Origin of the sequence: Ferrimicrobium sp., assembly GCF_027364955.1 — a bacterium.
In the GTDB taxonomy this organism is placed as follows: Bacteria; Actinomycetota; Acidimicrobiia; order Acidimicrobiales; family Acidimicrobiaceae; genus Ferrimicrobium.
The window spans coordinates 1-12,382 of sequence record NZ_DAHXOI010000018.1 but is presented as its reverse complement, the minus strand read 5'-3'; the positions used below and the strand labels follow the sequence as shown (position 1 = coordinate 12,382).

The following is a 12,382-nucleotide window of genomic DNA, read 5'->3' as shown; positions in this document are numbered from 1 at the left end:
TTGAACAACCACGCGACGGCAGACAACCACGCGACGGCAGAGCATGCCCTGGTCCACCTCACTCCCCTGGGTATCGCTACGTGCAAGGCGATCGCGAGGGGGGAGCGCCAGTCCAACTGGGCAAGCGATTACCCCTCGAACGGCGACCGCTTCATCGCCCTTGGTGCGCTCGAACGGCAAGAGGGGCCATTTCCGTGGTGCCACTACCAGGTACTCCTAGCAAGTGGTCTCCTCATCGGTGGAGCCGGGTTCCACGGCGCACCCGTCAATGAAACGGTCGAGATCGGTTACGGAATCGTCGGTTCCCAACGCGGGCGCGGATGCGCCACCCAAGCGGTTTCACTTCTCCTCCAGATTGCTGAGCAGGCGAGAGAGGTGGCGGTGGTACGAGCGACGACGCTACCGACCAACCTTGGCTCACAGCGGGTGTTGGAGCACCTGGGCTTCTCACGCATCCAGGATGCGGGCGAAGAGTTCGTCTATCTCAAGAGTGTGGAGTAGCTCCAAGCTCATAGCTTCGGGCTCCGACCAGATCAGAGAAGAGTTCTGGCCGGCAGGTGAACAGCAGTATCTGGTAACGCTGTTGGGCAGAACTGAGAATCGACTTTAACCGCATCAACCGCACGCCATCGGCGTTCAACATCGCGTCATCGAGCATCAAGAAGACCGGTACCCCACGTTCTGCCATCAGATCGGCGACGCCGAGTCGGGTGAGCAGCGCCATCTGCTCACGGGTCCCCCATGACAGCCGGTCGATCGACTCCCAGGTGCGCCCGCGGACTAGCTGCTGGGGCGCAAACGAGTCATCGAGCTCGACCGCCGCCTCTCCAAAGAGTTGCTGAGCGTAGCGGTTGATCCGACCCTGCATCGGGGCGTTGAGATCGTGCTGAACCTCGGCGACGATGTCTCTTGCGATTTCAATCAGCACCGTAAGTGCACTGCTGCGCTCCTCAAGCGAGGTGACCAGCAGTTTGGCCTGTTCCACCTTCACCTCGGCGGCAGCCAACTCTTCCTCGGAGAACGGATCTGCTCGCATCTGCCCGAGGACCTCCTGTCGCTGCTCGCGGCATTGTTGGACCTGCAGGCGGTGTTCTCCGAGGCGCTCCTCGTAGCTGGTGATGCGATCTTCCACCGTCGCAAGGTCTTCCGATCCAATCAATTGCCCTAGCACTTCCAGCTCCGCCACACGTTCGGCTCGCTGAGACACCAACTCCTCACGCTGCACCTGCAGCGCACTCATTCCCTGCTCGTCACCTTGGCGCTCCACCGAAGTCTGCAGCCAACTGATCGCCTCGCTCAGGCGGATTTGCTCGCGGCGGAGTGTCCCCAGTTCACCCTCAAGTCGGTCAATCTCTGCAGCGTGAAAGGTGTTCATCGTCGTGAGTTGATCGAGATCTTCCAAGGACTGATCTCCGTCATCGACATCACTGAGCTCGCCAAGTTCCGTCTCGATGTCTCTCAGTCGCGCAGTCTGGGCCTCACGGAGACGTTCGAGTCTCGCCAAACGCTCTGGGATGCTCTCCCCCTCCCCCTCCAGGCGCATCCGCTCTCGGGTGAGGTTCTGTAGTGAGAGCGTCAACTCGCGATATTCGCGCTCTCGCAGCCGTAGATCGGCAGCGCTCTCGACTCCAAGGGCCACCAGGCGTCGCTGGAGTTCGCTGTCTTTGCCGTTGAGCTCCTCTCGCAACACTGCCGCACTCTCTTGGGGAGTCAAGGAGATCTTGACGACACCGGGGATCGCAAGCGTCATCTCTTCTTCAAGCATGAGCACACGTGAACCCGACGCTAACTGTCCATCGATGTAGAGACGGTCAACCTCCTCGACCTCGATCGCCACCATCGTAGAGAGCGTCTGAAGTCGGGACCGCAACTGGGCCACGCTCGCCTCGAGCTGGGCGAGCACCTCGCTCCCTTCACCAAACTCCAAACCAGCCAAGCGATCCTGGATCTCGTTAATCTGTCCAACAATCTCCTCTACCTCTACCAGCGCTGATCGTAGCTGGCGATCCTGCTCATCGATCGAAGAGAGCTGATCTTGGCGCTCTTGACGGTCCCGCATGAGATCCCGAAACCTTCGCTTCGCCGCCATCGCTGCGGTCCTAGCCCCGAGGGTCGCGCGAGCCTCCTGATGAGAAGTGAGTGTCGTTTGGCACTCATTGATGGAACGCTCGACATCAGCGATGGCAAGCCTAGCCTCGGCGAGTTGTGCCTGTTCCTCGGCCAGTTGATGCAAACGTTCCTCGGTGTACCCAATCTGATCCCCGAGGCCTGCCAGTGCTGACGCCACACGGGCACGCTCCTCCAAGGCACGGGACAGCTCCTCCTTGCGCCGTTGATGCAGGCCAAGTTCCTCGATCAGCATCGCCTCCACACCCTGGGATACAAGCAAGCCAAGTCTGGCCTGTAGTTGCTCTAAGCGGTCGCGAAGACCCTCTGAATTCGACTTGCGTTGTTCTTGCTCGGCGAGGGCTGCCATGCTCGCCTCCAGCTCTCGCCTAGCCGCAGCAAGGGGTCCTCCTCTGCCCGTTGGGGTCACCACCTCACCTCGGACACGTTCCAGCCGGGCGATCAGCGCATCGGCTGCAGTCTCACGTGAGGACCCAATCTCCTCACCAATCTCACGGACGAAGAAGCTGCGCGCATGCTCCATGGCAGCCTGCGCACCAAGCGACCTGCCTTGAGGCACCCAAAACACACCGGGGAGCCCAAGCTGACTCTCGGTGATGACGCGAGCCTGAGGTGCCTCGAAACGAAAGAGTTCGACTAGGCGCGCAACGGCCTCATCTCCACTCAACACCGTCGAACCGCTACGCAACACACAGGTCCCACCTCGCCGATAGAACTCCTTTGACAGCTCATAGGTCACCCCCTCATGGAGGAAGGTCACCTGTACCAAGGGTCGGGCGTCAGGCATGTCGTTGGGGGCGAGATCCTGTTGCGGCGCCTGAGAGCTATAGCGTTCCGTGAAAACCGCTGCGATAGCAGCCTGAATGGTGCTCTTACCCACCTCATTTGGTCCGTGGATGAGGTTGATGCCTGCGCTCAGACCATGGAGTTCGAAGGGCTCCCGAAATTTCCTTACCCTCTCCAGATGGACCGAGAGAAGCTGCATCTAATGCACCTCGTCGAGCGCGAGGAGCTCAAGTACTGCGCGGCGAAAAACACGTGCATCGATCGCATCTCGACGCTCGAGCAGACGCGAAAGGACGAAACCATGCACACCCGCCAGTGCTAGCGAGGCGATTTCATCATCGGTGGGCGAAATCTCCACCTCAGAGACATCCCAATCAAGTGCTTGGACTCGCGCACGCATCACCTCCTCAAGCCTATTGAGGGCCTCGAGATCCTCCAAGTCGACGTAGCCACGAATCGACAGCTTCACGACATCAGTAGCATTGAATCTCTGGAGCTCCTGCTCGAGACGTGCGAGATCCGTCTGGCTCCCAAGCGTTACGGTCTGCTCGTGCCAATCAAAACGGGTCGTCCGGTGCAGCGATACTGCTGGGAGCGCTCCTTGGGCTGCGATCTCTACGACGGCAACTGAACCAGAGTCATTGTGGGTAAATCGATCCGTCTCCGGAGTACCGCTGTAATAGGTCCGCTCGTTGATACGATAGAACCCGTGCCAGTCGCCGAGCGCGAGATAATCGAGACTGGCCTGGCGCGCCCGATCAGAGGCTATCGGATTGTTGGCCTCGGCCATCTCCGGCAAGATGCCCTTCACCGCGCCATGAGCGACTCCAACCCGCACGTAGCCAGAAGGCGTCTCCATGCGGTCGAGGTCCTCGGTGAGGTCACGCCCGGCATAGCGTGCTTGCAGTGGAGCGGGAAGGACAGCCGTCGCGCAGCTATCGAGCAGGATCGGTGAGGGAGTCGTCATGAGGACAACACCAGGACCAAAGATTGACCCATCCGCAAGCTGATCCCAGATTCCGTGAGGAACCGCTGCATCGTGATTACCCGGGAGAAGAAGCCAGGGGCCTTCAAAGCGTTCCATCGCTCGTGCGAGCCGCTGCAAGGAGACTCGGTCCGGACGAGCAAACTCAAACACATCACCAGCGACGAGAACAAAATCAACCCTCTCATCGACGGCGAGCTGTGCAATACGCTCCACCGCCGCATGGCGCGCATCCTTGAGATAGAGCGATCGCTCGCCAAAGAAACGAAAGGTCTCGCCAATCTGCCAGTCCGCGGTGTGTATAAACTTCACCATCAAGGCCTCCTCATTGGCGCCAGCACAGCACTCGGGATTATCAGAGCACTCGGGGGTTACCAGCATGCTCGTGTTGATGATCCTACAGCCTGGATCGCAGAGCCCTCGATCATTCGTTGCACTGGTGCCCACCCATGTTACGTCGAGAGCATCCTCCAAGCTCCACTCTGGCCGGATTGCCCACCAGAGAGATGCTGCATGCGTGGACCACCGCTTCAGGGAACGAGTACCCCAAGACCACTACTGCTCATTGAGATTGCTCATGAGATTGCTCATTGAGATTTTGCAGAATCCGGGAGAGGGCCGCCAGCAGTTGCTGGCGCTCTACGGGTGAAAAGCCAGCAGTGACCGCCTCCTCGTGGCGCCAGGCGAGCACGGTTGCCCGGTCGACCACCTCACGCCCTTGCGTGGTCAAGCGCACCTGATGGGCACGCCGATCACCGGGGTGAGGGCTGCGCGCGATGAGGCCGTTAGCCTCCAGATCATCAAGCATGGCGACCAAGGTACTCGCTGGGACGTGCGCGCGCTCAGCGAGGCGATGCTGAGTGAGTGACCCGACCTCGGCGAGGACGCGAAGGACGCCAAAGCTTCGAGGCTCCAGGGAAAGAGAGGTCATCAACGAGCGAAAACTCTGCGTCTCCATGGCTCCGAGAAACGACAGCATGAAGGCAACACTCTCACCAAAGGGGCGCAGCTCTTCACGATCACGGTTGGTCACCCTAGGTACACTAGTTGGCCAACCCAGCAACTATATTGAACAACGATGAATAATTCAGTTCCGAATAATTTCTTTAGTAAGCTAGGTCGTAGCGTACTCGCTCATCGCCGTCTAGTGGTTATCGTCTGGGTTCTGCTTTTCCTCGCTGGTGGCGTTGCCGCCGGCAAGGTTGTCAGTCGACTGAGTTACAACTTTGCCACTCCCGGACAGCCTGGCTACGTTGCCTCACAGCAGATCTTGCGACACTTTGGCAATGGTGGCCAGAATCCACCAGCGATCGCCGTGATCGCTGGCGTGGACAACGCCACGACACCGACCGTCGCGAACGCCCTCACCTCAGTCGCCCAACAGTACCCAAGCATTCGTTTTGTCGACTCCTTCAACGCGCCCGGACTGGATCTGCTCCAGCATGGTGACGAGGTGGTCTACCTCTTCGGCGGACCTCCCACCTCACTCGCCCCCTCCACAGTGCCAAACCAGATCACCGCTAGGCTCAGCCACGACCTCCCCACACTGCACGTCGCACTCACCGGAGAGGCCCAACTCGCCTCTGCCGGTAAGAGTTCCGGATTCGGCGTCTTAGCCGAGACGATCATCGCTGGGGTAGGGGCACTGGCCATCCTCGCCTTTGTCTTTGCCTCGGTGTTGGCGATTATTCCGTTGGTGATCGCGGCTGTCTCTATCTTGGCTACCTTCCTCATCCTGCTTGGCCTTAGCTACCTCACTTCGGTAGCGTTTGTGGTCGAGTTTCTGGTCTCGCTCATCGGTCTCGGTATCGCCATCGACTACTCGCTGCTCATCGTCACGCGCTGGCGTGAAGAGCGAGGTAATGGCCTTGACAATCGAGACGCGATCTTGATGTCCATGGCGACCGCTGGCCGGTCCGTCGCACTCTCTGGCGTCACCGTCGCCGTCGGACTCCTTGCGTTGATCGTGCTACCGGTACCGCTGTTACGGTCCACTGGAATCGGAGGGGTGCTGATCCCGGTCATCTCGATCGCAGTCGTGCTCACATTATTGCCGGTCCTGCTCTCGCTCGTCGGTGAACGTCTCGACTGGCCCCATCGAAAGATCGCCCAAGGTGGCTCTCCTACGTGGCATCGCATTGGCACGTTCATCACGAGCCATGCCTGGCCATCGTTAATCTTCGCCGGTGTGCTTATCGTCATCTTTGCATTACCGATCTTTGGCATTCGACTCGGACAGGATCAGGCCGGAAGCCAATCAAGCTCAACTCCTGCCGCTCTTACCTATCACGCACTCTTGCGTGCAGGGTATATGCCCGGCATCCTGTCGCCGATGGAGGTCATAGAGCAACCGAGTCAGGCCGCGCATGTGACGTCCATGGTACGATCGACCCCAGGGATCGTCGGGGCCGCGCATCCAAATGGCCTATCAGGCACCCGAAGCGGACTCGCCGATGTTATTGCCATTCCGAACGTCGAAACCGTCAACTCCGCCAACTTCGCTCCCGTCAATGCACTGGACTCACTCGCCCAGCACCATCCCTCCATTATCGGCGTGGCCGGGCTCGGACCCAACGACCTCGACTCCACCAACGCCATCTATGGGCAAACGCCGCTGATGCTCGGCATCATCGCCATTTTGACGTTCCTCCTACTTTCGACAGCGCTCAGGAGTATCATCCTTGCCATCAAGGCAGTGATCGTCAACCTCTTCTCGCTTGCGGCCACCTTCGGCATTCTCACCTGGTTCTGGCAATCCGGTCATCTCTCCAAACTCATCTTTGGTATTCCCGCCACCGGTGCCATCACCTTTTGGATTCCGATCTCGACCTTTGCCTTCCTCTTCGGCCTTTCGATGGACTACGAGGTTTTTATTCTCACGCGCATCCGAGAAGAGTACGATGTGACCAAATCGACACAAACAGCGATCATCAACGGTCTCTCGAGGACAGGCAAACTGGTAACGAGCGCTGCGCTCATCCTGTTCCTCGCCTTCGCCTCGCTTGCTTCTGCGCCACTCACCGACATCCGGGTGCTGGCGACGGGTCTAGGGATCGGCATCCTCGTTGACGCCACCATCATCAGAGGGATCGCTGTCCCTGCCCTGATCCAGCTCTTTGGCCGCTTGAACTGGTGGGTGCCAACCTGGTGGCCCAACCGAGCGCCCAACGAGACGAGCGGCGCGTCGGCAGCGCCACCCATCAGCACGCCGGTAGCTCGTTAGGCGAGAGCAAACCCAGTCCAGTCGCCACCCGCTGGAGCGGCGACCGCTGGACCAAGTGATACCACTCATAACCCCGGCGAGCTACACCATACCATTTTGCACATCACTACAACTCGGTGGCGTCGGAGGTTTTGGTCGTTCGTGGTTCATCAGTGCAAGGGACAGCACCCGTGCACTTAGGCGGCTCGCAACCGCGCTCTTTCTCACCTCTCCTCCAGAGAATCACATGCTCTCGCCCATCACTGGGCGAATCAGCAGAGCAACTCAGGACGTGCAGCACTCCTCGCCGGTCGAGTATCGGCGACCGGAGTAGGACACCCCCCACCATCCCGACCCCAGCCAAGCCTCAGCCAATCACGGCCGATAGTTCGATAGCTGTCACCACTCGTAGTCCTACACGGCTTGTTGTTTGCCACTTATCAAAATACTCATCTGTTTTTATACGAATTTGGTCAAGTTACTGCGTCGTGCCTACCGATATCTCTCACTGTAAGCGTTTTCTCCCTAATTGGAGTCGCATTAAGACGCTTACAAGGAGGATGGATCGAAATGGCGCCAAAGATGGCAGTAAGACTGCTCGGAGCACTCGCGATGTCCGGAGGCTTGAGCCTCGTCGGGGTCGGAGCTACGAGTACGGTGATCTCGACGGCTGCGCACGTCGCGCAAGCATCGCCAACTAAGACAGTAAGGACTCGCGTCACTGCAGCCTGGCCCATCACAGCCATCGCCGCAAGTGCGAGTGGCAAGGGCTATCTCATGGCCGCCCAAGATGGAGGTATCTTCAACTTCGGCGATGCGGCCTTCGACGGCAACACCTATACCGACGGCCTCACCGGGCTCTCCGGAGCGCATCCCCTTGCTGCTCCGATCGTGGGGATGGCAGCGAACCCAACGGGAGCTGGGTATTGGCTTGTGGCCAAGGACGGAGGAGTCTTCAACTTCGGTTCGGCAAAGTTCTCCGGCTCCACCTACAGCTATGGCATCACCGGGCTCTCTGGAGCGCATGCGCTTGCTGCTCCGATTGTGGGGATGGCCGCGAACCCAACGGGAGCTGGGTATTGGCTTGTGGCGGCCGATGGTGGGGTCTTTGACTTTGGTGGTGCGCCCTTCAAAGGTTCCACCTACACCTATGGGCTCACTGGGCTCTCTGGAGCGCATGCGCTTGCTGCTCCGATTGTGGCGATCATACCCACGCCTGATGGTGGTGGCTATTGGCTCGTGGCGGCCGATGGTGGGGTCTTTGACTTTGGCAACGCAAAGTTCTTCGGATCAACCTATACGCAGGGCTTCACTGGCCTCGGCGGGAGTCACCCAATCAACGGTCGGATCGTTGGCGGTACAGCGGCGCCGAACGGGAATGGCTACTGGCTCGTCTCCTCAACAGGGGCGGTCTATAACTTTGGTAGTGCGCCCAACGAGGGTGATGCGATGACCCAAGGTTACACCGGCCTCGGAGGGACTCACCCGCTCCCAGCGCCCATCGTCTCGATTGCGGCCGACCCAGCTGGCACTGGTTATTGGCTAGCCGGAAGCGATGGGGCGGTCTATAACTTTGGTAGTGCGCCCAACGAGGGTGATGTGCCAAGCCTGCCAGCACCAGGGAACACCTCCTCGGGCAGTGGTGGACAGGGCGTCAACAATACCACAACGACGACCCAGGCGCCGAATGCAAGTACTCCCAACGTGAATACCTCACACCAGAGCCCACCGCCTGCGAGCGCGCTGGTGAATCCTACCGCCAACATCGCACCGAACCCGGACTACTACTCAAGCTGTACCAACGACGTCGATGCCGGACAGATCGCCAATAGCACCGCCTGTGAGGAGAGCGCTGTTACGGCCCTGAACAACGGTCGAGCCGATCAGGGACTTCCCGCCATGACGCTACCCAACAACTTCTATCAGCTCCCCGCCATTGATCAGCTCTTTGTGTTGGTGAACGAAGAACGGGTCTCGAGAGGCTTGGTACCGGTCTATGGTCTGGTGAACTCGCTCAACGCGCTAGCGGCGCAGGGTTCTGCAGCCAACACCGATCCTCCGATCTCCCAGGCGACCTTCTCTACCGGCCCGTGGGCGATCGGTCTCTACGCCAACTGGGCGGAGGATTTCTCCACCGCTGGCAGCATGTATGACTGGATGTACAACGACGGGTGGGGCGGTGCCGGCGACACGAGCAACTTGGCCTGCACCAGCCCGACATCGTCTGGATGTTGGGGACACAGAAGCAATATTCTCGTCCCTAACACCGGCAACTACACCCCGGTGATGGGAGCTGCTTCCATCAACGAATCGTCACTCGGCGGATGGGCTGGTTTTGAGTCAGATGCAACAGTCCTCACCGAGGTTGCAAACTCCCAGATCAACACCCTCTCCTACAGCTACACCTGGGCACAGGCAGTAGCCGCGGGCGCCAACCCCCAAACCTAAACCATGCGACTCCATAAGGGCCGCCGTCTCACGAGACGACGGCCCTTTGGTCGTTCCTAGTTGGCCATCAAACAGGCCGGATCTGAGGCGAGAGGATCTCCAAACGAGGCAAAGGCCCGTGAGCGTGAGCCACCGCAGAGGTCACGATAGTCACAACTACCACAGCTCCCATGGAACCGGGCTCCCCGGATGTCGCCCAATAGAGGGTTGTCCCGATAGATGGACACGAGCGATTGCTCACGGACCGAACCAAGGGTTACCGGGAGAAATCCCGACGGATAGACATCACCGTTGTGGGCGACAAAGATAATCCCTTTGCCGTCACGAGTGCTCGCCAGCGCCACACGGTTGGCATGTATCGGGGCCCCGATACGACGCCGCACCCCAGCGACGAGTTCATCGTAGAGAGGACCGGTGGTCCTCTTCCCCTCTTGGCGCTCGCGAACCACCCTTCTGAAGAAGGGAGCCTCGACGGTGCGCACCACGAGTCCATAACCACTCATGTCGTAGAGAAAGTTGGCGACATCTTCGTTCCCCTCGGGAGACAACGAGAGCATCGAGACGCCTCGACCCACCTCAATCACGAAGAAGACCTCCCAGATCTTGATGCCCTTGGAGACAAGGAAGGCGACGATTTTGGGCAATTCATGGACGGTATCCACCATCACCGTCGAGTTGATCTGTACCGTGAAGCCCAATCGCGCCAACACATCGATAGCCTGTGCCGTCTGTGCGAAATGACCATTGACCCCTCGAATCTGATCGTGGACATCACCGACCCCATCGAGCGAGATGGAAACCGACCGGACACCCAACCCTCGCAACTCTTCGGCCCGCTCCTCTGAGAGCAGGTGACTCACCGCAGGGGCGAGGGCCACACGCACGCCACGAGCCTTGGCGGCGACGATCAGTTCATCGAGGTCTGTCCGCATCAAGACATCGCCACCGGTCATGATCAGAATAGGACTCGGCTGGCCAAAACTCGCGATCTGATCGATAAGGTCGATACCCTCCTCGGTGGTGAGCTGATCGGGCAGGCCACAAGAGATCGCATCCGCCCGACAGTGTCGACAAGCCAACGGGCACGCCTTCGTGGTCTCCCAAAAGACCAGTTGCGGTGTTTGATCGTAACGAACATCTCGTGCAGTTTTCATCGTGGACAGCACCATCCACCTCCATCCCGTAGCGGTGATCTAACGGATTGGATCACCCAAGCCGGTGATCGAACCCCATAGGTTATGGTAAACCTGATTTCCAGAGCTTCAAGAGGATCAGTGCAGAAAATGGACCTTTGGCCCTGCGAGTTCGCATCCTTTGCCACAGGCTAGGCGGTGACGACAAGACCGTTTGGGTGCTCGCTCGCCAAATCGGTTAGGGACGTCCGAACAGCCTACGCTCACACATCGGTCGTTCGGCGCTTGCCTTGCAACAGCGAAGTACCCCCAACGGGATTTGAACCCGTGTCGCCGCCGTGAAAGGGCGGTGTCCTAGGCCGCTAGACGATGGGGGCTCGGGACCCAACTACTCTAGTCGGAGGTTGCGAATCTCCAGGTTGTGCCCTCGGCACTATCCTCAAGGAGAATGCCACACGCCGCCACTCCGTCACGAATCTTGTCAGAAGCTGCGAAATCCTTGGCCGCACGCGCGCTGGCCCGAAGCTCGATGACGAGTTGGACGAGCGGATCTAACAACTCTTTGCGATCGACAAACCCGTCCACCAGTGCCGCATCGAGTTCCCCAACCATCGACATCGCATCCTCGATGTGCTTGTCTGCAATCGTGGCCGCCAACTCAGCCATCGCTTGGTCAACACGATAGGCACCCAGTGCCTCTCGAAAGCGCTGCTGCGCCGAGTCTGTCTCTTGCACGACTGTCCGCTGGGATAACCGTGTTTCTTGGCGATGAGAGAGTCCAAGCGAGTCGACATCGAGCACCGATCCGGATGGATACTCCTGGGCTTGGCCATCACGGCGAAGCGTCAAGAGCCCCTTCCCCAATACCTCCACTCGGCCCGTCGCGTCGATCGTTACACAGGTGTGCTCATCGATACCAATGACGGGCACTCCATCAGGTAACGCTGCTTCGAGCATTCGCAGGCGGCGATCTCCGATATAGCAAAAACGCGTGTCGTGGGTCGCACCTTCATGGTTGTCAAAGTGGGGCACAACGGCTGCTTCGATCCCAAAGACGCTCAAAAGATCGAGCCCATCCTGCCAATAGGGATCGCTCCCGCCCTTGTAGATCTCATAGACCGGGATGGAATAACGTCCCGTCGTCACCGCCGCAGCGCTGGCGAAACAGAGCGTCACGTCACGAGCTAACTGCTCCTCCAAGATCTTTGCTGCACCGACCTGGTGCAGGTTGCCGAGGGCGTAGCTGGGACTGCCAGGTCCAGCAAAGATGTAGTTCGCCGACTCCAACTCCCGGCGAAAGCGCGTTATCTCCAGCGCGCTGGCATCCTTTGCACGTCGCAAGGAAGCAACTCCAAGGTCCGTGGTCAGACTCTCGGCGAAGAAGCTCTGTGCTTTCTTGGTTAGCTCATCGGCGTTCTCCTGGAACCCATAGGTGGTGTCGATCAGGACCGCGCGTGCTGGCGCCTCGAGCGAGTCAAGGAGGGCACGGTGAACCTTGACCATCGAAGGGGCGGTCTCTCCTGATCCCATCAGTGCAATACGGGCTGACAATGTTTCGTACTCTTTCTACACGGTGGCTTTGCCTCTACCCTAACGAATTTGGGCCCTGCCTCATTCCATCATGAACAGTTAGCGATTTCATGGTAGTCCATTCCATCGCCTCGCAAGACCACTAAGCGGCTTGCTCCGGGGCACCTGCAA

General features: G+C 59.2%; 8 protein-coding genes and 1 tRNA gene. 3 read left to right on the top strand and 6 right to left on the bottom strand.

All coding sequences use genetic code 11. From position 1 onward, the window contains the following. Positions 1-501, top strand: a complete 501-nt coding sequence (locus M7Q83_RS10635; RefSeq protein ID WP_298338368.1) for a GNAT family N-acetyltransferase — start codon at positions 1-3, stop codon at positions 499-501. Here the strand turns inward: M7Q83_RS10635 and M7Q83_RS10630 are convergent. The 3 genes from M7Q83_RS10630 to M7Q83_RS10620 form a co-directional block, all read right to left on the bottom strand. Further along, positions 485-3,112 (bottom strand): AAA family ATPase, encoded by a 2,628-nt coding sequence (locus M7Q83_RS10630; protein WP_298338366.1) that lies wholly within the window; start codon positions 3,110-3,112, stop codon positions 485-487. The two genes, M7Q83_RS10635 and M7Q83_RS10630, sit on opposite strands and share 17 nt — an antisense overlap. Then, positions 3,113-4,213, bottom strand: coding sequence for a DNA repair exonuclease (locus M7Q83_RS10625; protein ID WP_298338363.1), 1,101 nt, complete (start codon positions 4,211-4,213; stop codon positions 3,113-3,115). It abuts the gene before it with no gap. Between the two features lie 247 nt (positions 4,214-4,460). Beyond that, complete coding sequence (locus tag M7Q83_RS10620; RefSeq protein ID WP_298338361.1) at positions 4,461-4,931, bottom strand: MarR family winged helix-turn-helix transcriptional regulator; 471 nt, start codon at positions 4,929-4,931, stop codon at positions 4,461-4,463. Between the two features lie 45 nt (positions 4,932-4,976). On the opposite strand from M7Q83_RS10620, the gene M7Q83_RS10615 reads away from it, so the two are divergent. Both M7Q83_RS10615 and M7Q83_RS10610 read left to right on the top strand, forming a co-directional pair. Next, entirely contained in the window at positions 4,977-7,121 is a 2,145-nt protein-coding gene (locus M7Q83_RS10615; protein WP_298338358.1) for an MMPL family transporter, read from the top strand. Between the two features lie 561 nt (positions 7,122-7,682). Further along, positions 7,683-9,548 (top strand): hypothetical protein, encoded by a 1,866-nt coding sequence (locus M7Q83_RS10610; RefSeq protein ID WP_298338356.1) that lies wholly within the window; start codon positions 7,683-7,685, stop codon positions 9,546-9,548. A gap of 56 nt (positions 9,549-9,604) precedes the next feature. Here the strand turns inward: M7Q83_RS10610 and M7Q83_RS10605 are convergent, their stop codons facing one another. The 3 genes from M7Q83_RS10605 to M7Q83_RS10595 form a co-directional block, all read right to left on the bottom strand. Next, positions 9,605-10,702, bottom strand: coding sequence for a TIGR04053 family radical SAM/SPASM domain-containing protein (locus M7Q83_RS10605; protein ID WP_298338354.1), 1,098 nt, complete (start codon positions 10,700-10,702; stop codon positions 9,605-9,607). Between the two features lie 283 nt (positions 10,703-10,985). Further along, positions 10,986-11,058, bottom strand: a tRNA-Glu gene (locus tag M7Q83_RS10600). Positions 11,059-11,074: 16 nt separating this feature from the next. Continuing rightward, positions 11,075-12,232, bottom strand: coding sequence for a hypothetical protein (locus M7Q83_RS10595; protein ID WP_298338352.1), 1,158 nt, complete (start codon positions 12,230-12,232; stop codon positions 11,075-11,077). Positions 12,233-12,382 lie beyond the last annotated feature (150 nt).

Coding starts and splice junctions, on each gene's coding strand:
- M7Q83_RS10630 (WP_298338366.1), bottom strand. CDS start 3,112: ATGCAGCTTCTCTCGGTCCATCTGGAGAGGGTAAGGAAATTTCGGGAG.
- M7Q83_RS10625 (WP_298338363.1), bottom strand. CDS start 4,213: ATGGTGAAGTTTATACACACCGCGGACTGGCAGATTGGCGAGACCTTT.
- M7Q83_RS10615 (WP_298338358.1), top strand. CDS start 4,977: ATGAATAATTCAGTTCCGAATAATTTCTTTAGTAAGCTAGGTCGTAGC.
- M7Q83_RS10610 (WP_298338356.1), top strand. CDS start 7,683: ATGGCAGTAAGACTGCTCGGAGCACTCGCGATGTCCGGAGGCTTGAGC.
- M7Q83_RS10605 (WP_298338354.1), bottom strand. CDS start 10,702: ATGAAAACTGCACGAGATGTTCGTTACGATCAAACACCGCAACTGGTC.